At 62.3% G+C, this 22542-nt stretch carries 20 protein-coding genes; 11 read left to right on the top strand and 9 right to left on the bottom strand.

The features are described from left to right. Positions 1 to 27 precede the first annotated feature (27 nt). Complete coding sequence (locus D5261_RS00895; protein WP_119320078.1) at positions 28 to 1308, bottom strand: TlpA family protein disulfide reductase; 1281 nt, start codon at positions 1306 to 1308, stop codon at positions 28 to 30. Positions 1309 to 1471: 163 nt separating this feature from the next. Between D5261_RS00895 and D5261_RS00890 the strand changes: the two genes are divergently transcribed. Further along, the gene (locus D5261_RS00890; protein WP_125205833.1) at positions 1472 to 2230 is read left to right on the top strand and encodes a hypothetical protein; all 759 of its coding nucleotides are present in this window, start codon (positions 1472 to 1474) and stop codon (positions 2228 to 2230) included. Between the two features lie 120 nt (positions 2231 to 2350). On the opposite strand, the gene D5261_RS00885 is transcribed toward D5261_RS00890, so the two are convergent. Beyond that, entirely contained in the window at positions 2351 to 4018 is a 1668-nt protein-coding gene (locus D5261_RS00885; protein WP_119320076.1) for a hypothetical protein, read from the bottom strand. A gap of 176 nt (positions 4019 to 4194) precedes the next feature. On the opposite strand from D5261_RS00885, the gene D5261_RS00880 reads away from it, so the two are divergent. From D5261_RS00880 to D5261_RS00855, 6 genes are all read left to right on the top strand, one after another. Further along, a complete protein-coding gene (locus D5261_RS00880) occupies positions 4195 to 4716 on the top strand; it encodes an inorganic diphosphatase (RefSeq protein ID WP_119320075.1) in 522 nt (173 codons plus the stop codon). 43 nt (positions 4717 to 4759) lie between these two features. Continuing rightward, positions 4760 to 7858: an AfsR/SARP family transcriptional regulator gene (locus D5261_RS00875; RefSeq protein WP_165863989.1), complete on the top strand. Its 3099-nt coding sequence runs from the start codon at positions 4760 to 4762 to the stop codon at positions 7856 to 7858. A gap of 217 nt (positions 7859 to 8075) precedes the next feature. Next, positions 8076 to 8903: a prepilin-type N-terminal cleavage/methylation domain-containing protein gene (locus tag D5261_RS00870; RefSeq protein ID WP_119320073.1), complete on the top strand. Its 828-nt coding sequence runs from the start codon at positions 8076 to 8078 to the stop codon at positions 8901 to 8903. 84 nt (positions 8904 to 8987) lie between these two features. Continuing rightward, complete coding sequence (locus D5261_RS00865) at positions 8988 to 9233, top strand: hypothetical protein (RefSeq protein WP_119320072.1); 246 nt, start codon at positions 8988 to 8990, stop codon at positions 9231 to 9233. A 60-nt stretch (positions 9234 to 9293) separates the two neighbouring features. Next, the gene (locus D5261_RS00860; RefSeq protein WP_119320071.1) at positions 9294 to 10532 is read left to right on the top strand and encodes a TlpA family protein disulfide reductase; all 1239 of its coding nucleotides are present in this window, start codon (positions 9294 to 9296) and stop codon (positions 10530 to 10532) included. Beyond that, entirely contained in the window at positions 10529 to 10756 is a 228-nt protein-coding gene (locus D5261_RS00855) for a DUF2283 domain-containing protein (protein ID WP_119320070.1), read from the top strand. The genes D5261_RS00860 and D5261_RS00855 overlap by 4 nt, the downstream gene beginning before the upstream one ends. Here the strand turns inward: D5261_RS00855 and D5261_RS00850 are convergent. From D5261_RS00850 to murB, 3 genes are all read right to left on the bottom strand, one after another. After that, positions 10753 to 11871 carry a YihY/virulence factor BrkB family protein gene (locus tag D5261_RS00850; RefSeq protein ID WP_119320069.1) on the bottom strand — a complete coding sequence of 373 codons (1119 nt, stop codon included), beginning with the start codon at positions 11869 to 11871 and terminating at the stop codon, positions 10753 to 10755. The genes D5261_RS00855 and D5261_RS00850 overlap by 4 nt on opposite strands. Before the next feature lie 121 nt (positions 11872 to 11992). After that, positions 11993 to 14209: a stalk domain-containing protein gene (locus D5261_RS00845; protein ID WP_165863988.1), complete on the bottom strand. Its 2217-nt coding sequence runs from the start codon at positions 14207 to 14209 to the stop codon at positions 11993 to 11995. Between the two features lie 347 nt (positions 14210 to 14556). Then, positions 14557 to 15528 carry a UDP-N-acetylmuramate dehydrogenase gene (gene murB / locus D5261_RS00840; RefSeq protein ID WP_119320067.1) on the bottom strand — a complete coding sequence of 324 codons (972 nt, stop codon included), beginning with the start codon at positions 15526 to 15528 and terminating at the stop codon, positions 14557 to 14559. Positions 15529 to 15599: 71 nt separating this feature from the next. Between murB and D5261_RS00835 the strand changes: the two genes are divergently transcribed. The 3 genes from D5261_RS00835 to D5261_RS00825 all read left to right on the top strand — a co-directional run bounded on the left by D5261_RS00835 (position 15600) and on the right by D5261_RS00825 (position 17868). Then, positions 15600 to 16220: a uracil-DNA glycosylase gene (locus tag D5261_RS00835; protein ID WP_301002386.1), complete on the top strand. Its 621-nt coding sequence runs from the start codon at positions 15600 to 15602 to the stop codon at positions 16218 to 16220. Beyond that, positions 16217 to 17005 carry a hypothetical protein gene (locus D5261_RS00830; RefSeq protein ID WP_119320065.1) on the top strand — a complete coding sequence of 263 codons (789 nt, stop codon included), beginning with the start codon at positions 16217 to 16219 and terminating at the stop codon, positions 17003 to 17005. Before D5261_RS00835 ends, D5261_RS00830 begins: the two co-directional genes overlap by 4 nt. A gap of 83 nt (positions 17006 to 17088) precedes the next feature. Then, positions 17089 to 17868, top strand: coding sequence for an SDR family oxidoreductase (locus D5261_RS00825; protein WP_301002385.1), 780 nt, complete (start codon positions 17089 to 17091; stop codon positions 17866 to 17868). 159 nt (positions 17869 to 18027) lie between these two features. Here the strand turns inward: D5261_RS00825 and D5261_RS00820 are convergent, their stop codons facing one another. The 3 genes from D5261_RS00820 to D5261_RS00810 form a co-directional block, all read right to left on the bottom strand. Beyond that, positions 18028 to 18594, bottom strand: coding sequence for a thioredoxin family protein (locus D5261_RS00820; protein ID WP_119320063.1), 567 nt, complete (start codon positions 18592 to 18594; stop codon positions 18028 to 18030). Between the two features lie 250 nt (positions 18595 to 18844). Continuing rightward, the gene (locus tag D5261_RS00815) at positions 18845 to 20035 is read right to left on the bottom strand and encodes an aminotransferase class I/II-fold pyridoxal phosphate-dependent enzyme (protein WP_119320062.1); all 1191 of its coding nucleotides are present in this window, start codon (positions 20033 to 20035) and stop codon (positions 18845 to 18847) included. A 176-nt stretch (positions 20036 to 20211) separates the two neighbouring features. After that, the gene (locus D5261_RS00810) at positions 20212 to 20706 is read right to left on the bottom strand and encodes an Lrp/AsnC family transcriptional regulator (protein WP_119320061.1); all 495 of its coding nucleotides are present in this window, start codon (positions 20704 to 20706) and stop codon (positions 20212 to 20214) included. 202 nt (positions 20707 to 20908) lie between these two features. On the opposite strand from D5261_RS00810, the gene D5261_RS00805 reads away from it, so the two are divergent. Next, positions 20909 to 21265 carry a hypothetical protein gene (locus tag D5261_RS00805; protein ID WP_119320060.1) on the top strand — a complete coding sequence of 119 codons (357 nt, stop codon included), beginning with the start codon at positions 20909 to 20911 and terminating at the stop codon, positions 21263 to 21265. Positions 21266 to 21342: 77 nt separating this feature from the next. On the opposite strand, the gene D5261_RS00800 is transcribed toward D5261_RS00805, so the two are convergent. Further along, positions 21343 to 22539 (bottom strand): DUF3466 family protein, encoded by a 1197-nt coding sequence (locus tag D5261_RS00800; protein WP_119320059.1) that lies wholly within the window; start codon positions 22537 to 22539, stop codon positions 21343 to 21345. Positions 22540 to 22542 lie beyond the last annotated feature (3 nt).

The following is a 22542-nucleotide window of genomic DNA, read 5'->3' as shown; positions in this document are numbered from 1 at the left end:
AGCGCAAGGGAGCAGCCGCCGTCTTCGTTATGGTTTCTTTTCCGGCTCCGTGACTTTTACTCCCAGTTTTGCAAGCGAGGCTTCCAGGCGATGGTCCCCGTCGCCATCGTAGCCAACATTGCTCGCCGCGATCTTGCCGTCCCGATCGATCACAAACTGAGTGGGAATGCCGCTGACGCTGTATTTTTCCTTGGCGATGTCCTTGCCTTTGTTTCCAGCGGGATCAAACGCCGTCGGGAAGCCGTAGAGATCCTTTTTCGCCGTGACCCATTTGTCGTATGCGGCTTTTTCATCCCACACGCAGACCGCCAGTATAGCGACGTCCTTGTCCTTGACCTGTTCATACACATGCTGAAGATGGGGCATGGACGCCTGGCAGGGGCCGCACCAGGTGGACCAGAAGTCGAGCACGACGACCTTGCCTTTGAGATCGGAGAGCTTGATGGAGGCGCCGTCGGGCGTCGTGGCGGTGAAGTCCGGCGCGAGAGCCCCGTTGGCGATGAGTGGCGGAGGCGGGACGGGCAAATGCGCGTTCGCGGGCAGTTTGTAATGGAAACTGGCGGCTGTCATAGGGGCGTTGACCCGAACATTGCGCAGCGCTCGTTCGCCGGTCCAGCCTAAATTGTATTCGTAGGTCACTCGGTGTATGAGGAGATCGGAGCCAATATAAAGTCGATCTTTTTCCGTGACGACGCCGCCCGGCGCATGTTTCGTCGTGTCTGCGCCAAAGTCATAATCCACCTTGTATTCCCATTCGACGACCTGGTAGACGGCTCCCTCCCAAGTCTGCGTTCCGACGTCCGCAAGCGTGATCAACTGCTGCTTTTTCCTCTGCTCCGCGATCTGCGCTTTGATCGATTGGCTGCTGTCGAAGAAGTCAAAGGTCGGTTCGAAGCCTGTCCCCAAGCGTTTTCCATGGGCGTCCGTATTATTTTTGTCGTATTCGCCATCCCGGGATATGCGCCAGGTATTCTTGCCGTCCGATGCACCGATCATCGCGTCCCCGCGCTTGCCCCACCTTCCCGTCGTCTTGTCCTTCACCGCGATCCACAGCGCCGAATATGAATAATTCGGCTTCATGTATCGAAGCATCCCCACCTCGCGGAATTCGCGATCGGGATGAGGGTAGCGATTGATCGACGTCAAGTCTGCCGATAAGCTGTGCGCCTTTTGGGTCGCCGCCGCCACGGCGCTGATGAGCGCAAGCGCTTTGGGATCGACGGCGGCAGCGCCGGCGAAGCACGGCGCCATATGCGCGCCGGGAAAGCTGGCGACGGCGCAGGCGAGTATGGTCGAGCGAATATTCATGATGAGAAACTCCTGATCAAAAAATAGATCTCACAATCATAACGGAGAACGGCCGACGAGGTTTCGCAACGCAGCGAACCTCCCCTGTGTCATACGATGGATGCGGATCATAGGAAGCTGAGAGTCGCCAAGGCCTGCGGTATGACCTACGGTATAATTGGTCATGGCGATGGTATACGAGGGCGTCTGCTGCCCAATTTGCAAACAAGAAATCGATCTGGATGCGCCCTATTTTGCGACCAGTGAGCCGTTCTTTCCCAGCGAACACCCGCTGTTCAAGTATTGCGACGCCGCCATGCATTGGGACTGCTACGCCGCATGGCCAAGTCGCAGCGAATTTGCGCGAAGATACTTTGAGACGCAAATCGAGGGCGAGAAGCGAAATTACTACTGGGGGATAGCGCTGAGCAGGGATGAAGTCGCCGTCACTGTGAGCATCGATATCGGTCAAGTGATCGTGATGACGGCTGAGACTGGAGATACTGCGCGCGTCGGGCTGAATCAATGGGAAGAGTGGCTGGCGGATTTTGATCAGGCGGTCGAGGGATTGCATCCCGTTCAGCAGGATGCATTTCGTGAGGTTTGGCCGATCTTAAGAGACGTTTTACCCAGCGCTACCGTGATGGTGCGTAGGGTGGATTGGGAGGCCAAAAATAAGCTGTTATGGGCGCGTGTAGAACTCTGCCGAATACAGGAAGAAGAAAGACTAAGGACGGTGCGAACCTACAATAAGGCGTGCCAACTTTGGATCAATCGCGGCGGTTTTTGTCCGTATTGCGGCGCAGATAATCCACGGTTCGAAGATCGAGGGCCGGAACGGAAATCCGAATTCCACTGCATTGCGTGTGGACAATCGTTTGGTCCACCAGAAGCAAATGCAGCCAGCAGCTTCGGGGTGTACTTGAAAGATGCTCCGACATAACGCCAACGCCTCGTATTTGAGCGGCATTGGATTGAATTCGCCGTAACATCGTTCCGCGTGCGGAAAAAGATGAAGCCGCGCAGCGATCAGCATATTCGCTGAACGCCGCGCGGCTTGTGTTTAATGCGCCGGTTTTTTCGGCGGCGCGGGAGGCGGGGCGTTTTCGAGTTCGGTCACGGCGCGCAGGAGGAGTTCTCGGGCGCGGGCTTTGGCGTCGGAGGGTTTCCAGGCGTCGCTGGGGGTTTGGTCCAGCGCGTCCAGAACGGTCTGGCGCACGGCGTCGAAGTTGTTGCGGCGGCCTTTGCCGAATTGACGGTAGAAGGCGGCCACGTCTTCGTTCGGACGCACGAGTTCGGGCTCCCAGCGTCGGTAAAGCGCCAGCGCGATGACGGTGCGGCGCAGGGCCTCGCCGGCGGTGCGGGCTTTGGCCTGCGTGAAGATCGCGTGCGTGCGCTCGGGCGTGCCGAACGCGGCGCGGGCGAGCGACGCCCACGCGCCGATCTCGGACAGATGAGTCGCGATCTCGGACAGCGGGGTGGGGTGCCACTCCGCCCGATCCTGCTTGGGCTTGCCGGCAAGCCACAGCACCGGCTCTTTCGTTTCCGGATGCATGCCCGCTTCCGGCTGCTTCATGGCGTCCAGGAACTGGCGCTGGCGACCGTCCAGCCATTCGCGATGGCCGGCGAGGGCCAGCGATTTCTGGCGGTAGCTCTCCGCGAGACGCGCGCCGATCGCGCTGATCTCGTTGAGGTTACGTGTCTCCAGGGCGCGGGTGGCGTCCTCGACGCTCGGGCCGAAGGATTCCAGACCGGCGCGCAGGTAGAACAGGACGCGGCCGGCGGCGCGCGCCATCGCGCCCTGCGCGAAGGAGGCGGTGGCGACGATCTCCTGGCGCAGCAGATGCTTGAGCTGGTCTTCCAGCACGGCCTTGCGGGCGCTGGTGAGGCCGGCGGTGGCGAGGGCGAACACGGGGTCGCCGCTCTCCGGGATGAGATCCGCCAGCGGCGAATCCACCGTTTCGGCGCCGGATTGCGGCTGGACTTCCAGACCGGATGCGGCGTCGGGCTGCGTCTGAAGGATCTCCGGCATGCCGAACGGCGTGCTGGTGATGTCCTCGAACTCGTCCGGCCGATCCTGCGCGTTCTTCAGGCGTCCGGCGGCGTAATTGACCGTTTCCAGATAAAGCTCTGGAACAAAGTCGATCAACGACTGCAGGATCGCGTGGACGTTTTTGTTCTTGATATTCGCTTTGCGGAGCAGCTCATCGGTGTCCGACATGAGCAGCTCATCGATATTGGCGTGCCATTCGTTGGTCGTCAGGAGCTGACGCCAGCGCTGGGCGCGCTCATAGTTGAGAAGACGGGGTAGCGCCCGCCGGAAGTCGGGATCCGTCAGCAGCATTTCGCTGAGGTCCCGGGAAGTCATGAGCGACGGCAGGATCGCGGCGGCGAGTGAGCCGGATGTGACGGCGCGCTCCAGCCACGTACGCCCCTGCGCGAACGTGCCCAAATTCAGGATCTGCTGGAACTTCATCGCGGGAAGATTGCCCAGCAATCGCAAATTGCGGTCCGGATCCGTTTCGATCAGGGCCGCGACAGTCGTCGGCGGAAGCTGTCCCAGGGTCGCGTGGCGCATATCCTGCGTCATCGCCCAGAGTGCGTCCGCCTTTTCCGCTAATGTCGGAGCGGCGTCGATCTGCGCCGCGCGCTTTGCAACCTCCGTAGCCGTTTCGTTGATCGCGACAAGTTCGTTCGCGGTCGGCGGGGTGGCCTGGGTCTGCGGCTCCAACGCCGCTTTTCTGGAACTAATTTTTGGTTTCGAACTGATGTTATCGGGTTCTGTGCTCATTTGTCCTCGCAAAAATCCGCTCTCTATTTTACCTTATTTTGCACAAAGTCCTGATAACGCCTCCGAAGCGCCCTATGCTATAATAGAGCAGAACATGCGAGGGAGACTGATCTGGAATGCCCTATGAACTGATCCCGATCGGAGCGAAGGCTCCCGTCGAAGTCAACACGATCATCGAAGTGCCCAAGGGGTCGTCCAATAAGTACAAGTACGCGCCGGATGGGGATATCTACCGGTACGACCGGACCCTCTTCTCGCCGCTTTACTATCCGTGCGACTACGGCTGGATCTGCGGGACCAAGGGCGATCTGCGCAAAAAGCCGGTGAACGTCCTCGTGATGTCGTCGAACCCGACCTTTGTGGGATGCATGGTGGTCGCGCGCCCGATCGGCGCCCTGCTGATGCACGACCACAACGGGGAAGACCACAAGATCCTTTCCGTCGCCGTCGCCGACCCACGATTTAACGACGTCAAATCCATCAAGGATGTTTCCGATCACACGCTTCTGGAGATTCAGCACTTCTTTGAGATCTATCAAGTGCTGGAGCACCGCGAGGTGAGCATCGGCGGATGGGAAGATGTCGCGCAGACACAGGACCGTCTGCGCGCGATCATGGATACGGGCGCTCCCGCCTGAGGATGAACCTGCCGGCGCGGCGTTAAGATTGCGGAGACGCTTTTTGGACTTATGGGAAGCTAATCTTTTCGGTCTCCCCCGCGTGCGCTGGGGAGACCACAGCGTCGACCACTTTCAAACACGGCAGGCGGCGCTCCTGCTCGCCTATCTTGTCCACTTTCCCCGGCGTCACCAGCGCGATGAGCTGGTGGATCTTCTTTGGCCCGACGCCGACCCGGATTCGGGCCGCCCCCGGCTCTCCCAGGCGATCTGGCGCATCCGGCAGATCTTCCGCGAGCTTCGTCCCGATTCCGATGCGGAGGTTGTAGTTTCCGATCGAAACACCGTCGCCATCGATCCCGCGCTGATCACCTCCGACGTCGCGCGTTTTCAGCTGCTCCTCCAGCGCGCCGCGAACCTGGACGGCGCGCCGCGTATGGACGCGCTGGGGCAGGCGGCGGCGATCTACGGCGATTCCGGCGGTTTTCTGGTTGGATTTTACGACGACTGGGTGCTCCAGGAGCGTGAACGGCTGCTGACGCAGTATATCGCCGCGCTGGAAGAGATGGCGAGCCGCTTCGAATCGACGGGCGAGTGGAAGCGGGCGCTGGAGGCGGCCGAGCGCGCGGCGGCCGCCGATCCGCTGCTGGAGGATTCGCACCGACACTGGATCCGTCTGCTGGCGGCCAGCGGCCAGCCGGCGGCCGCGCTGCGGCAATACCAAAACCTCGCCCGAATCCTCGCGCGCGAGCTGAACACGGAGCCGTCCGAGGCGACGCGCGCGCTGATCGCCGAAATCCGCCAGGCGGAGACGGAGCGACCTTCGGCCCACGCCTCCCTCGTTTCGCCTGTTCCGGCGGCGCCGTCCTCCCCGCTGCAAGTCGCTCCCCTGATCGCGCCGCTGACAAATTTTTACGGCCGCGAAACGATCCTTCGGGAGATCGGCGCGCTGCTGGACGCTCCGGCGATTCGTCTGATCACCCTGCTTGGCACGGGCGGCGTCGGCAAAACGCGCCTGGCGCTGGAGCTGGCGCGCGGCGTGGCGGCGCGAAGCTCGGAGCCGGCGGTCGCGATGGTCTCTCTGGCGGACATCGCTCAGCCGCTGGAGGTCGCGGAGGCGATCGCCAATGCGCTGACGCCTTTGCGTAAAGGATCGCCGATGCAGCGCATCGCGAACGCGCTGACGGCCGCGCCGGACGCCCCGCCGTTCCTGCTGGTGCTCGATAACGCCGAGCATCTGGCCGCGCCGATGGGGGCGATCGTGGCCGAGATGCTGGCGCTCGTCCCTCGTCTGAAGATCCTGGTGACCTCGCAGCGCAATTTGGGCGTCAGCGGCGAGCATGAAGTGACACTCGCGCCGCTCGAGCTGCCGGGCGCAAGACGAGCGCCGTCTTCGGTCGCCGCGCCGCCCGAGGACGATCCGCAGAATGCGCCGAGCGTGCAGTTGTTCCTCGATCGCGCGAAGTCCGTGCGCCCGGGGTTTCCCACGGACGCCGTTCGCCTTGCGGAAGTCGCGCGGATCTGCGAGCGTCTGGAGGGCTTGCCGCTCGCCATTGAGCTTTGCGCGGGCTGGGCGCAGACGCTAGGGACGCGGCAGATGCTGGACATGCTGGAGCGGCGCTTTGAGCTGCTGGTGAGCCGGCGCACCGATATTCCGGCGCGTCACCGTACGCTCCGCGCGGCCATCGAATACAGTTACATCCAGCTTTCCGCGCCGATGCAGGAGCACCTGGCGACGCTTGCCGTGTTCCGTGGGGGCTGGACGCTGGCGGCGGCGGCCGATGTCTGCATGGGCGGTTCGACGCCGGCCGCGCTGGCGATGCTGGCGCAGATGCGCGAGCATTCGCTGATCGTCGCCGACGAGGCGCGCGTCGGCGACGGCATGCGTTACAAGATGCTGGAAAGCCTGCGCGACTTCGCGAGCGATCAGCGCACGATGGGGCAGATCAAGCAGCACGGCGCGGCGCACGCCGCTTATTTCGCGCGCTTCGCGCACGAGACCGTCGCCCGCATGCTCGGTCCAGAATCGGCCCTCTGGGCGGCCCGGCTTGACGACGAGCTGGAAAATATCCGCGCCGCTCTGGAGTATCTGATCTCCAGTCGTGAGATCGAAGCGGCTTGGACAGTGACGGCGGAAGTCTCCCGGGCGTGGAACGCGCACGGCCACGCGAGAGAAGCGCACCAGTGGATCGCGCGCGCTCTGGCGATGCCCGAACCGTCTGAAGGCGACGGCGCGGAGGATCCCCAGCGCGGCGCGCGTCTCCAGCGCCTGCGCGCGCGGCTGCTGACGACGCAGGCGGGCGCGCTTCATATTTTGAGCGACTACACCGAGTCCATCGCCGCCGCCGAGCAGGCGCTTGCGATCTGGCGTGCGCTGGGCGATACCGGCGGCATGACCGAGTGTGTCGGAATGATGGGCATCACCGCGATGCTCAATGACGACTTCGACCGCGCCCAGACTCTGCTCGCCCAAGCGCTGCCGCTGGCCCGTACGCTGGGCGATCCGAAAATCATCGCGCAGACGCTCAACGATCTTGGAGGCGTCGCCATGGCGCTTCAGGATTGGCCGGCGGCGTCCGATCTTCTGAAGGAAGCCCTGGAAGTTCGTCGCCAGATCGGCGAGCCGCGCGGCGTTTGCTCCAGCTTGAGCAACCTTGGCCTGCTGAGTATTCACCAGGCGAATTACGACGCCGCGCGTGTGTTTCTGCGGGAAGCGAGCGCGCTCCAGACGCTGCATCGCTTTGTCTGGTTCAGCGTAATCGACGGCAACCTCGCCATCGTGGAGCGGCTTGGCGGAAATTATGGTGAGTCGCTCCGTCTGATGAACGCCGCCATTCGCAGTACGCTCTCCCACGGAGAACGCCGCCTCCTGGCCTGGAGCGCCAAGGAGATGGGGCACCTGGCCGTCGCCCTGAAACAGTACGCGCTGGGCCTGCGTTTGCTGTCGTGCGCGGAAGCGATGCGTATCGCCATCGGCATGTCGTTCAAGCCGATGGGGCCGCAGGATATCGAACGCGACCGCGCGGCGGCGGAACGGGTTCTCGGCGCGACCGATGCGGCGGCGAACTGGACCGTGGGCGCCGCCGCCGCCGCCGAAACACTGCTCGCCGAGGCGCAAATTGAGCTTGCCGCCTGCATCCATTCCGGCGAACAAATAAAATAATCCAAATAAAATTGGCCTGAGAGACTCTTGAGAGAGTGAGGGTCTATACTCAGCACAGCTCCCATCAATGACGAGACGAGAAAACACCAGTCAACTGCGTCGTCTCATCATGGATGGATTTGCTTCTCACGATTCTCATCAATGATCAGACGAGATAATACCAGTCGCCTGCGTCGTCGACTCCTTGATTCTGTTTTTGTATAAAGGAAGGAACGTCATGACACTGCGCCGATCTCGGATTCATTCCCATCAAGGCTTTACTTTGATTGAGCTCCTCGTCGTCATAGCCATCATCGCGATTCTCGCGGCGATCCTTTTCCCCGTGTTCGCTCAGGCCCGAGAAAAGGCGCGCGCCATCTCCTGCGCCTCCAATCTGCGCCAGATCGGAACCGCGTGGCTAATGTACTCGCAGGACTACGACGGCATTATGGGGCTGCCGGACTATACCACCCCCGGCAACAACTTCGCCTGGGACTTCGCCATCGATCCGGTCAAGCATATCCAGGATCCAACGCGCGGCCTGATCCAGCCCTATATGAAGTCGGCGGCTATTCAAACGTGCCCGGATCTGCCCCCGATCGCGTCGGCGCCGTATGGCGGTTTCGTCACCGGGTTTGCGGTCAATATGTACCTGTCCAATGCGAAGTACGCGGGCGATCTCTTCGCCAGCGATATCAGCGGTTATGCGACCGACAGCCAGATCCAGAGCCCGGCCTCGACGATTTTGATGGCGGACTCAGTCCTGTACTTTGGCGGCTCCTACCAGCGGAACGATATTCTGAACGCGCCGTCCATCGAGGCGGCGTACGGCGGCTCCTACCCCGATGTTCATGGGCGGCATCAGACACGGGCGAATGTCTTATGGTGCGATGGTCATGTCAAGGGAGTGATTCCGACCCCGCCCGATCAGGCGTCCGTCTTCGGCGATTCCGTCGCCAGCTTGAACGCCAAGAACCTGGGCAATATCATGACGAAGCCCTACACGGGCAATGCGAAAGTTGATGATTACTACTACGAACTGGACAAAACCGGTTCGGGGCTGTAACGCGATTCTGCGCATCGATGGAGCGGTGGCGATCCCTTCGCCGCCGCTCCATGGGATCCGCTTGAAACTCTGAAAGCTGTCACTTTGAACGTCCGATCTCATCGCCGGGTGACCTCGTTTGTCGCCGCCGCTTTGTGCTTCGCCCTGCTTACGGGGTGCGGCGCCAAACCCAATGCGGCGTCTCAATCCGCTCCTCTTTCTCAGCCGTCCGCCGAGGAGCGCGCGCAGGGGCGGGCGCGTGTCGCGCAGGCCATCCAGGGGATGACTCCCAAGCAGCGCGCCGCCTACTTTAACGCGCATCCCGGGGACGCTTCTCTGCTCGCTCCGTGATCTCGCGGAGCTTTGCCCGCGCATCCATTTTCGTCAGTTCTCGCTGAAAGAAACACGACCATGTCCAAGCTCCACCAAAAAGAAAGACCGCTCGAACTTTGCCTCGCCGCCTCGGGGATCGTGTTTGTGCTGGCCGCGCCGGCGCTGGCCGCTTCCCCCGTTTCGCTGGCCGACGCCAAGACGATTCAAGTCCATGAAACGATGCTCAGCAAAGATCGAGACGGCGGGCTGTTCAGTTCCTATGAGATCGACCTGCGCATCGCGCGGCCGGATCGAGTCAACGCGTTGTTCTCGTCTTCCGTGCTGAAAACCCCCAATCAATACACGGCGGACGGCAAAACTGAGCGGGAGTACCGCGCGAAATACAACACCATTCGGACCTTGGATCCGCCGAAGAACGGCCTCTCGAACTCGGCGTTTCGCCGAATGGCGAAGGTCGATCTGATTTTGAACGACGGCAAGCTCCCCGCCCCGGAGCCGGGCGTCCAGCGATCGGTCGCGGCGGAGACGCTCGACAATATTCCGATGACGGTCACGACGGATATTTTGCCGGCGTTTAAGGATCACAACGGCGAGGAGGTCATCGATACTCAGAAGTTCTGGGTGGTTACGGCGACCGGGCTTCCCTATCGCTATGTGATGAGCGAGACGACGCAGGGGAAAACGTCGCCGCTTACCGAAGAGACGTTCACAGGCTGGCGGTTCAATCAGCTGCTGACGCCGACGCAAATGGCGTTCGCCGCGCCGGCGGACGCCAAGCCTTATGTCGAGATGGCGATGCCGACGATGACTTCGCTCCCGGTCGGCGCGATCGCGCCGGATTTTGCGGCCGTCACGCCTGACGGCAAAACCGTGCGTCTCTCGGACTTCCAGGGGAAAATCGTGGTGCTGGATTTCTGGGCGACCTGGTGCCACCCCTGCCAGGAGGCTCTGCCGCATCTGGAGAGCGTCTACAAGCAGATACAGGGTCAGGATGTCGCCGTGCTGGGAGTTTGCGTCTGGGATAAAAAAGAATCTTATGACAAGTGGGTGGCCGATAAGAAGGAGATCTATTCCTTCCCCACCGCCTTCGATCCGGCGGGACGCGGCGATAACGAGATCGCGGGAACCCTGTACAAAGTGAACGGTATTCCCACGCAGTACGTGATCGATAAGCAGGGGAAAGTCGCGGCGGTCATGATCGGCTACGACGGCGCGGATGACCACCATTTGGAGGACGCGCTGGCGGCGCAGGGCGTCAAGCTGCCGGCCGGAGCCAAAGCGGCGGCGTATCGCCTGAAACATCAGCCATTGCAATGAAAATCACTTACAACCCACACGACGACACGCTGCGCATTCTCTTCAACAATGCTCCGATCTTCAAAACCGGATCTCCCAACGGTGATGTGACGCTGGATTACGATCAGCACAGCCGTCTGGTGGGAATCGAGGTGTCGGCGGCCTCAAAGCACGTCGCCAACCCCTACGACATCGATATCGTGACGGATGGCGCTTGCGACGGCTCGGACGCGGCGATCATTTAATCTCGCGTCTTCGGCGTTCTTTGCGCGTGCGCGCCGTTCGACCCATTGCGCTCCGGCGAGGCCGCTGGGCTGCCGGCGGCCTTTCGCTCGGACGGCGCCGTCTTCGCGCCGGCGCGCTCCCGCTGGGAGATGCGCCGCTCTTTGGCCCGCGCCATCGGCGTTCCGGAGGCGGAAGCGGTGTCGAGGGAGGGCGTGCGGTGCGCCGCCCTGCGCATCGCCGTTCCCCGCTTGCTCTCCACTTCCTTGGCGTACTGCGCCGAGACTTCGCATCCGATCAATAAAATCATCATCGAGTAGTAGACCCACAGCACGAAGATCATCAGGTTGGCGAGGTTGCCGTACATCGACGTATTCGGGTGCAGCAAGTATACCGCCAGGCCCTTTTTCGCCACTTCCCACGCCAACGCCGCCGCCAATCCGCCCACCAGCGCCGCGCGCCAGGTGACGTTGGTGGAAGGCAGGAACTTGTACGTCATGGAGTACATGCCGGTCGCCACGATAATGGCGCCGACCTCCGTCAAAATCGTGGTGCCAACGCCGAAGCCCGGAACGTGGTGGGTCAGCCAGGAGCCGTAGGCGGTCGCGACGATCGAGATCACCAGCAGAACGCCCGTCGCGAGCAGCAGCCCCAGCGCGACAGCGCGTTGCTTAAACCAGTTGCGTGTCTCCGGGACTTGCCACGTTGCGTTCATCGCCAGCGCGCCGCTGAGGAAGATCTGCATCGACGCCCAGACGAGGCCCAGCACGCCGACGAGGCCGCTGACGCTGCGCGTGGCGGTGATGGTCTGCACCTTCTCCGCCACGTTCGCCCGCTCGATCAGATGCTGCACTTCGTTCCCCGCCGCTCCGGGCAGGATCTGCTGGGTCAGCAAGTTTCTCACCGTCTGCACGGCGTCCTGAGTGCTGTGGGTCAGATGCAGCCAGTAACCGATCGCCGCGACTCCGACCAGCAGCAGCGGGACAAACGCCAGCACCAGGAAGAAGGCAAGCCCGGCGGCCATCAACCCCCCATTGTTTTTCCCAAAGTTCGTAAACACGTCCAAAGTGAACCGAACGAGGAAGATGCGCTTCAAGCGCATCACGATCTTGTTCACGGACTTTATGAGCGCCTTCATTTTTATCTCAAGCCTTCTTTTGGGGCGTGTGCATAGACAAAGAAACGGGCGAGCGCGGCTTGCCGCGCTCGCCCCTATCGCATTATGACCCAACCGTAAGGCTTGTAAACGTCCCGCGCGATTAATTCGCGCGGTGCGCGTACGCCTTGCCGCCCTGGACCGTAATGGTCGCGGGCTGGGATTCGTCGCCGTTCGGACTGACCGACGTCGCGGACACCGTGAACGTCGTGTCGCGGTCGCTGGTGAACAGGCTGTTGGTCTGAAGCGTCAGATCCGACGCCGTCCAGTTGCCGTGCGCGTCCGCAGTGACGTCCTTGGTTCCCGCCGAGCCGTTTACGCCGAACAGGCCGCCGAGCGCCTTGCTCGTGTAATCCACTTTGACGCGAACGGTGGCGTTCGGAGACGCCTTGCCTGATACCGTCATGTTCTTCGGGACATCGCCGCCGTCGGCGGGCGTAAGGATCGTCGGCGTGACGGGGGCGCCCGCCGCAATATCGATCCCCGTCGCGAGCGCCTTGGTCACGGTGCGCCCGGCGCCGTCCACGAACTTCGCGGTGACGGGGGCGTCCTTGAGGTTGTCGCCGCGCGCCACGGTATAGGAGCCCACATAGACGCCAGGCGACGATTCGGTCATCGGGAGATCCTTGGCCAGCGAGCCGATGCTGAACGAGGCGCGCCCCCCGGGCTTGGCCGCCAGTTTGAACTGGAGCTTGGAGCCGGCGTCGATCGCCTGGCCGCCGGGGACCGAGCTGTCGAACGCCGAGATCAGCCGCTCGTCGCTGACGACAAAGGGCCATTCCGCGTTCTGGATATTGCCCGCTTGATCGGCGACCCGCACGCGGACTTCATGCTGCCCCGGGGCCAGCGCCTGCTGCGGCTTGAAGTTGAAGAACGACGGGGTGATCGTGGCGTCACTGGTGACGTCTTTCCCGTCCAGCGTAATACGGACCGAGTTGGGATCGACGCCGGTTCCGCTGGCGTCGGAGAGCGTCGCATAGATCAGCGGCCGGTCATTTTCCACGGTCGCGCTGCGCGATGGGCTGTAGGCGCCGATCTTCGGCGGCGTGCTGTCGACGCTGAGCGTTTGGCTCGCTTGCAGCAGGGGCGCCGTTTTGTCGCCCTGGGTCAGCTTGCCGATGACGGCGGCGCCGGAGACGGCGATATCGGATGGGATCTTATAGTCGCCGGTATAGTGTCCCGGCGAAGTCTCCGCCAGGGGAATGCCCGAGGCGACACCGGGAATATCGAAGGTCGCAGTCCCGCCCGGCGTTCCGCGCATCTCGGCGTGAAGCACGCCGCCCATCCGCATTTCACGGCCTCCATTGTGGGTGAATGAGGTGATCTGCGGGCCTGATCCGACGGGGTAACCTGCTCCGGGCGGAAAGTTGTTGTCTCCGACCGGCTGATTCTGACCGTGCTCGGGGTTGACGACCACGGCGTAGCCCAGGCTGTTGCTCGGGTTCGTGCGCACCAGCACATGCTCATCCGGCATGACCTCTTTGAGCGTGATCGTCCGGCCGTTCATCGTCACGGGAGCGTTTTGCTCCAGCTGCACGGTCGTTCCGTCGTTCAGTGTGATGACACGGCTGCCGTCGGCGAGCCGCCCAATGCTCTTGACGGTCCCATGGACCTGCCCATAAGTGGCGATGATGCTTTGCGCGGAGCCGTCGCTCGCGCGCTGCACCGTGACCTGATCGCCCGCGCGGATCTCGCTGAGCGGCGACTGCACGCCGGGCTGGCCCGGCTCCGAGCGCAGGATTAAGGTCGAGCTGTTCAGGGGGACCGCCGTATTATCGCCGTTGACGCGCAGCGTAATCAGCGGCGGATCGGCGTTGGTGACGACTCCCGTGACCTGTCCGGTCACCGCGCCATGCCCAGGCGGCGCAGGCAGAGCCGCCAGATGGGGATCCTGGGTCTGGATCTGCACGGTGCTGCTGGCGGCCTGCCAGTCCACATAACCGCCGAGCGCCTGCGCCACGAAGCGCAGCGGCACCAGCGTCGTTCCATTGACCGCGCGGGCCGGCTGGCTCAGGGTTTGGGTCTGCCCGTTTACCGTGGCGGATGTCGATCCCAGCGGCAGCACCACATACGAGCTGCCCTTCGTGGCGTTGATCGTCTTGCTGTCCGCGTTATAACTGACGCTTGCGCCCATCGCCTCAAAGACCCCGCGCAGCGGCACCAGCACCGATCCATTCACTTCGGTCGGCGCTGTTCCCGCGAAGTTGACGGGGGTCCCATTGACATTGACGCGGATGGGATCCGCCGACGCGGCCATCGCGCCCATCATGACGGCGACCGCCGCCAGCAGGGCGGTGCGTTGAGTGTTGTAGTTTTGCATGGTCGTCTTAACTCCTGAATGGGTTTGAAAATTGTTTATTCCCTTTATAGATATCCGGGGATCCAAAATTCCAAACCTTACCATACAGGCGTCGTGACGCGCGAAATTGTTCCTGAAACACAAAATACGCCTCCGCGACGACTTGCGGAGGCGTACGTATTCAGTCCGGAACCGTGGGTATAAAACCCACGGCTGGGAGTCGCTTCGCGACTAACCGTCCGTGCCGAACGGAGGAATCTGTTTTCGAATACTGGCGTTTGCGTCTGATGCGCGGGCGCCCTTATGGGGGAGCCGAAGGCTCCCAGGCCCGGTTTTCATAACCGGGATATTCTGCGAAAGAGTCCGGTTTATTCCGTCCACTCCGACCAATCCCCTACATACAGCACTTCTTCTTCCAGCGTCACGCCGAACTTCTCATGGACCAATCCCTTGACCTTGTATGCGAGACGCCGTAAATCCGACGCCGTGGCGCCGCCGGCGTTGATGAGGAAGTTCGCGTGCTTTTCCGACGCCTGCGCGCCGCCGACTTGCAGGCCCTTCAGTCCGCAGGCTTCGATCAGGAAACCTGAGGGGACCACGCCCGCCGCCTTCAGCGCGTCGGGCAGATCGGGGAGGGTTTGCGCGAACGCTTTGTCGGTCACATTCTTGAAAAACGACCCGGCGCTGGGCGCATAGGGCTGCTTTGCCCGCCGCTGCGCCTGATAGTCCTTGGCGCGCGCGATGATCGTCTCCGGATCGCCGCGATCCTCAAAGTGGAGCATGCACGAGAGAATGACCGTTCGGCCGATCCCCGACCGGCGCAAGCGGCTGTCCCGGTAGGAGAACTCCATCCACTCCGGCCCGACTTCCTGATCCCGTCCATCGGCGAACACACGCACGGACCTCACCAACGGCCCGATATTCCCCCGGTACGCCCCCGCGTTGCTCACCAGCGCCCCGCCGACCGTGCCCGGGATTCCAATCGCCCACTCCAGGCCCGAAAACCCCTCGCGCGCCGTCTGATAAAACAGCGATCCAAACGAAACGCCGCTCTCCGAATACGTCTCCGCGCCGATCCTCGATCCCTTGCACCGGTTCTGGATCACCAGCCCGTCATACCCCGCATCGCTCATCAGGAGATTCGAACCATGGCCAATAAAGAGATAAGGGATTTCGTGTTCGGTACAGGCTGTCAATACGCGGCTGAGATCGTCCACGTCGCGCGCGGCCCAGAACCACCGCGCCGGGCCGCCGACTTTCAGCGTGGTGTGCCGCGACATGGGTTCATTGGAAAGGAGATCGTCGCCGACAGCGGCGCGCAGGAGAAGATCGGTGGTCATAACCCCTTTAGTTTAACATATCGCGGCGAGTTTTCCAATCGTGGTATAATCGTGGGGTGCTGGAAATTGAAGTGCTGCATGAGGAAATCCGGACGTGCCGGCGGTGTTTTGACGACGGGTTTCCGATTACGCCGGGGCCAATGGTGTGGGGGATTGCGCCCGCGCCGGTGATGGTGATCGGGCAGGCCCCGGGGCTGTCGGATCTGCGCGGGGCGCGGATGTATTTGGGGCCGGCGGCGCGCAAGCTGTTTGGCTGGCTCACGGAGGCGGGGTTCGCGCCGGAGGATATTGGGAAGGTCGTTTATATGACGGCGCTGACCAAGTGCTTTCCGGGCCGTCTGCCGGGGAAGAGTACGGATCGCGCGCCGTCGCCGCGCGAGCTTCGCAATTGCCGGCCGTGGCTGGACGCGCAGATGGCGCTGGTTCAGCCGAAGCTGATTATCTTGTTCGGCAAGATGGCCATCGATAAGTTTTTGCCCAGGATGCTGCTGACCGAAGCCATCGGGCATGCGTTTCCGGCGCCTGGCGTGACCTATGTTCCGCTGCCGCATTCGTCGGGCGCCAGCACCTGGCTCAATGACGCCGGAAACCGCGCGCTGCTGGCGGAAGCCATCGAGCGCATCCGTGAGGAACGTCTGCGCGTATTGGAGATCGCCCCCATCGGCGATCATCCGAAAGAGAGACCTTCGTGAAACTCGTCAAACTGATCGCCGCCCCTCGCCGCGCGTTCTTCGCCGGCGCCGCCGTCATAGCTTTCCTGCTGCCGGCTGTCGCGGGCTGCAACGACGATCAGCCGATTGATTACCAGCAGGCGCGCACGGAAAACGGCTATCCGACGGATGTCACGACGCCCCCGACGGTCGCGCAGGACATGGACACATCGCCCGATACCAAATCCTCGACGCCGCTCGCCGATGAAAAAGATCCGCTGGTGGCCGCCAGCGGACTGGACATGGCGACGCCGGATAAGTCCTCTACCGTTATGCCCCCGGATCCGCTCCTGCCGCCCGGCAATGAGGACGGAACAAAGCTGATGGATGGGGCGAAGCCTCTGGAGAATGTTAAGCCTCTGGAGGACAACTCCCCGGCTGCCGGCAAAGGGCTGAGCAGCGTCAACGAAAATAATCCCTACTGGCTGAAGGGGCATGTGACGACCGACCATTCGCACTGGCTGCGTGGATCCGTCACCAACGCCCATCTGCGCATCCGTGTCAATAACGTCCAGGTCGAAGATCTGCGCGGGCCGGTGGATGACGACATTTCGCAGTACTGCCGTAAGGGCTTCAATACCGTCACGTTCCTCTACGAACCCAATGGCGCGGGCGCCTCCGCTGTCGTCAACCTGCTGGAAAGCGAACACACTCCTCCCATTCCGCCTCTGGTGACTTTCGATAGCAGGAACTCCCCCTATAGCGCCGCAGGGGACAAGTATTCGTCCGGCCCCGTGCCGCAGACATTCAATTTCAGCGCCAAATAGCCGCGCGGGTTTTCCTTGACTTTCCAGCAGCGCCACGGCTACAATGCCCCATGGATTTAGGGATTAGCGGGAAAGTCGCTCTTGTGACTGCGTCGTCGCAGGGGCTGGGGCGGGCGTGCGCGGAGGTGCTGGCGCGCGAGGGCGCGAAGGTCGTGATCAATGGCCGGCGGCCGGAATATGTCGCTCGGGCGGCGCAGGAGATTCGGCAGGTGATGGCGGTGCGCGGCGCGGACGTGCATACGCTGGCGGGCGATATCACGCATCCCGAGGATATCGCGCGGCTGCTCAAGGCGACGATCGCTCGCTTTGGTCAGCTGGATATCCTCGTGATCAACGGCGGCGGCCCGCCGCCGGGGAAATTCACGGACCTCACGGAAGAAGATTGGCGTCAGGCGCTGGATTCGACCTTCTGGCCGTCGGTGCGTCTGATCCGCCAGGCGCTGCCGCACTTGCAGCAGGCCAAGGAGCGCGGCGGCGGCCGCATCGTGCAGATCATGTCCACGAGCGTCAAGCAGCCGATCGACGGATTGCTGCTCTCCAACACCCTCCGCCCCGCCGCGATCGGCCTCGCGAAGTCGCTCTCCAAGGAGTTCGCGACTGACGGCATCCTCATCAACAATGTCTGCCCCGGCTCCTTCGACACCCAGCGCCTGCGCGACATACACGCCACACACGCCGAGGGAACGCCCTTGACCCCCGAGCAAGTCGCTCAGCAGGCCGCCGAACGCATCCCTCTAGGCCGATTCGGCGATCCGAAAGAGCTGGCGAACTTAGTGGCGTTCTTGGTGTCGGATAAAGCGACGTATATTACGGGGCAGACGATCTGCGTGGACGGCGGAGTGACGAATACGCTGCTTGGGTGAGAGGAGAGGCCCTCACCCCCCGGCCCCCTCTCCCAATTTTGGGAGAGGGGGAGTCAGAGGGATTCTTATTTGGATCAAAGATCCAAAATCTTAATCTCTTACTCTTAACCCTCTCCTAGAATTGGGAGAGGGTGGCCCGAAGGGCCGGGTGAGGGCCTCTTACTCGGCCTTCCACTTGATATTACATCCCAAACTCGCCCGCTGTTCCGGGTTCACTTCCTCGCCCTTCAGCACCGCATCGATGGCGGCGCGCAGGCTCGCTCCCGTGACCGGGATCGGCGGGTCCATCTTCGGACGGCTTTCGTCCAATTGCCCACGGTACACCAATTTGCGTTCGGCGTCATAGAGAAAGAAGTCCGGCGTGCAGGCGGCGGCGAAGGCGCGCGCGACGTCCTGGGATTCGTCGTAGCAGACGGGGAAGACGAAGCCGAGCGTTTCCGCCATGGCTTTGAGGCCCTCGGGGCCGTCGTCGGGATATTGAACGGCGTCGTTGGAGCTGATGGCGAGGATACCAAGCCCGGTTTCGGCGTAATCGCGGCCGATCTTCGCCAGTTCGTCCTGTATGTGCTTGACGAATGGGCAGTGCACGCAGAGGAAGATGACCAGCAGGGCGTCCTTTTCAATGAACCAGGCGGGGGTGATCGTTTTGCCGGTGACGACGTCCGGCAGCGAAAATGAGGGCGTGGCCGTACCGAGCGGCTGCATTGTCGAATTTGTTCGGGCCATGGAATTTTGATTGCTCCTGAAATGAGGGGAATACTGGTCGGGCCGGCCGCCCCGCGCAAATCTATCCTCGGCGCTTCGCGTGGCAAACCCACCCCCGGCCTTCGGTCGACCCCTCCCGCCGACGGGAAGGGTGATTTCAGAGTGTGTTATCGCAGGCGGCTTTCGTAAGAGGCAATTCTACCAACCCTTCCCGTCGGCGGGAGGGGTCGACCGAAGGCCGGGGGTGGGTTTGCCACGCGAAGCGGTGAATTTACGCTGCTTGCGCCGATGCGGGGAGCTTCTTGATGAAGCGCTCCATGCGCTGCAAGGCGATTTCGATCTTCTCCAAACTGGTGGCGTAGGAGCAGCGGATGTGCTTTTCGCCGCCGCGTCCGAAGGCCGTGCCGGGAACGACGGCGACTTTCTCGTCGAAGAGCAGACGCTCGGCGAACTCTTCGGCGGTCAGCCCAGTGCGCGCGATGCTTGGGAAGGCGTAGAATGCGCCCTGTGGCATGTGGCAGTCCAGTCCAAGCCGGTTCAGGCCCTCGACGATCAGGCGGCGGCGCTGGTTGTACTGGCCGACCATATCCACGACACTGGACTCGCCCACCTTCAGCGCCTCCAATGCGGCCATCTGTCCCGTGATGGGCGCACAGAGGATGGAATAGTTGTGGACCTTGTTCATGGCGGACAGGATCGGTTCGGGCGCGCAGGCGTAGCCGATGCGCCAGCCGGTCATGGCGTACGCTTTGGAGAAGCCGTTGAGCGTGATCGTTCGCTCCCAGGCGCCGGGAAGCGCCGCCACGCAAGTGTGCTGTCCATCGTAGGTCAGGCGGTCGTAGATCTCGTCGCTGATCAAGTAAAGGTTCTTACGGACGGCGTAGTCGACGATCTCCTGAAGCGCCTCGCGGGGCATGGTGGCGCCGGTGGGGTTGCTCGGGTATCCGAGCAGGATTGCCTTGGTGCGCGGGGTCCACGCGGCGTCGATCTGCTCGACGGAGATGCGGAACTGATCGGACGCGAGTGTCTCCACTCCCACCGGAACGCCGCCGGCGAGGGCGACGCAGGGCTTATAGGAGACATAGCACGGTTCCGGGACAATGACTTCGTCGCCGGGATCCAGCAGGACGCGCATGGCGACATCCATGCCTTCGGAGACGCCGATTGTCACCAGCACTTCTTCTTTGGGATCGTATCGGACGCCGTACATCGCGTCGAGATGCTTCGCGATGGCGGTGCGCAGGCGCAGATCGCCATAGGTGCTGGTGTAGTTGGTGTGTCCCGATTTCAGGGAGTTGATCGCGGCTTCCCGAATGGCCCAGGGAGTGACAAAGTCCGGCTCGCCGACACCCAGGGAGATCACGTCCTGCATGGAGGCGGCCACGTCGAAAAACTTACGGATGCCCGACGGCGCAAGCTCGCGCACGAGTCGGGACAGCGGCGGTGTGGCTTCATTGCTCATTGGTATGCTCTGTTTACAAATGCTGATGCGAGAGCCCTCACCCCCCGGCCCCCTCTCCCAATTCTAGGAGAGGGGGAGTCAGAGGGATTTTTATTTGGATCTTTGATCCAAAATCTTAACCCTCTCCTAGAATTGGGAGAGGGTGGCCCGAAGGGCCGGGTGAGGGCCTCTGAGTTTTACGGCGCGACTACCAGACGCGGATCCTCAGCGGCGTCGACGAACAGGATCTGGTCTTCTTTGTATTTGCGCAGCAGGAAATGGGTGTCGGTGCCGGTGACGCCTTCGATGGTGGACAGTTTTTCCGCCACGAATCGACCGACTTCCCGCAGATCGGATGCCTCCACGACGATGCGCAGGTCGCTGCCTCCGGAGATCAGCCAGACGCTGTGCACTTCCGGGTAGCGGTAGAGCTGCTCGGCGACGGCGTCGAAGCCGACATCGCGTGCGGGCAGCGCCTTGACATCGATAAAGGCGAATACCTTCTCGACGCCTGCCTTCTCCCAGTCGATAATCGTCTTGTAGCTCTTGATCACGCCGCGCTTCTCATAGTCCGCGATTGCGGCCTTGATGGAGTCGAGGCTGCGTCCGGTCAGCGTCGCGATCGTCTCGTGCGGCGTGCGTGCGTCGCGTGCGAGAATCGTCAGGATTTCATCGGGTTCTGCTTGGCTCATGGTGCGTTAGTGTAGCATGGGCGCGGAAACGATGTCAAGGAGCAATCCCGCCGGAAACCATGCGTGACAGTTGGTTTTCTTACCATTTTAGGGCTAAGAACAAATGTTTGTAAAATATCTTTTGAGACGTGCTTTATTGGAACGATTCCTGTGAATATTTTGTTATAATTAGTAATAGAGACTAAGAGAATTGGAGATAATGATGAAGGTACAGCCATCGGTGTTAGTCCATCTTGGGTATGGAAAGTATGTTCGTTCGGACCAGGTCACGGCCGTCATGCCGATCGAGCAGGAGCGTGGCCCTGGCCGCCGCACTCTCGTCCACATGCAGGGCCAAAGCGAGCCCATGGTCGGTTCCCGCGCCGAAGACTCCATTGTGCGCGACCTCGTGCAGGAGCCCAAGGAAGTGACACAGTCCCGCCAGCAGCAAGAGATCTTGCGCGATCTCCTCATGGACCTCGGCAACGTCAACGCCACCGTGCGGCGTATCGCGCGCGACGAAGGCGGTCTGGATCTCGAGCGCCTGGAGCGGCGAATCCGTGAGGTGGTGGAGGATTGACCTGCGGCCCGAGCGCCTATCCTGGCGCTTTGGGTCACCCGGAGGGGTGACCCGAAGGGCCGGGTGCGGGCCTTCCTTTACCGCCGCACAATCTGCGCCGCGCTCGCCGGCGTCATCAAAAACGCTCGTGTTTTGCCGCCGAGCGTTCCCGTGCCGGCGATCTGTCCCCGGTCGTTGACGCCGCGTGCTTCCGTCAGCACCCAGCCGCTGCTGGGGATGAGCGAGTTCAGGTCGATCATCTGGCCGTTTTTATAGAGAAATGCGTGCTCGGCGCCGGAAGCCGTGTCGGCGGAGCCGACGACCCAGCCGCTGCCGTTGATCCCGTAACCAAAGCTGCTCGGGCCGCCCAGGGTTCCCAGGTCGTGCATGGCGCCGCCGCTGTAGACATAGGCGTGGCTGGCGTCGCCTCCGATATCGGAACTGCCGACGATCGAGCCGGAGACGTTGATACGCTGGGCGTCGCTGGTGACGCCGCCGGGCAGTGTGCCCAGATCGCGCATGGCGCCGTTATAGAGGAAGGCGTGCTGGACTTCGTTGCCGTTGGTCGCCGTCCCCGAATAGCCGACCACCGCGCCGCTGGCGTTAATCCCCAAAGCTTCGCTAAACGTTCCGCCGGGCAGCGTTCCAAGATCCTGCATCGCGCCGCCGGTGGAGAGGAAGGCGTGGAATGCGCCGTCGCCGCCGATCGCGTAGCCGACGATCTGGCCGCTGAGGTTGATATCGTTCGCCGAGGCTCCCGTTCCTCCGGGCAGCGATCCCAAATCCTGGAGGCCCGCATTATAAAGAAAGGCGTGGGCGGGGATCGCGGGATCGGCGGTCGCGTTTCCGACCGCCTGGCCGGAGTCGTTGACGCCGTTGGCGCTGGATTGCGGATAGCTGGGGAGCGTCCCCAGATCGCGCATGCCGACGCCGTTGTAGAAGAAGGCGTGCGCGGCGCCTCCGCCTGCGTCCGAGGAGCCGACGACCTGGCCGAGGACATTGACGCCGCGGGCGCTGCTTTGCCCCCCGCCCAGCGCTCCCAGATCAATGATCGAATAAGACGCCGTTACGGTGGATGTTCCGCCCGTGGTCGATCCCGCGCCGCCGGCGCTGCCCGTGGTGGAGGAGCCCGTGGTGCTTCCGGTCGATCCGCCGCCGCCCGTGGCGGTGGAGGGCGGAGTCGACGAGCCCCCGCCGCCGCCTCCGCCTCCGCATCCGGAAAGCGCGATTGCCGCTAAAATCGCCGCCGTCATGGCGACGCGCTGTCGATCGAATACCAAAGCGGTCAATTTCATAAT

Origin of the sequence: Capsulimonas corticalis, assembly GCF_003574315.2 — a bacterium.
GTDB lineage: Bacteria > Armatimonadota > Armatimonadia > Armatimonadales > Capsulimonadaceae > Capsulimonas > Capsulimonas corticalis.
Note: the sequence above shows the minus strand (reverse complement) of the source record. Positions and strands in the feature narration are given on the sequence as shown.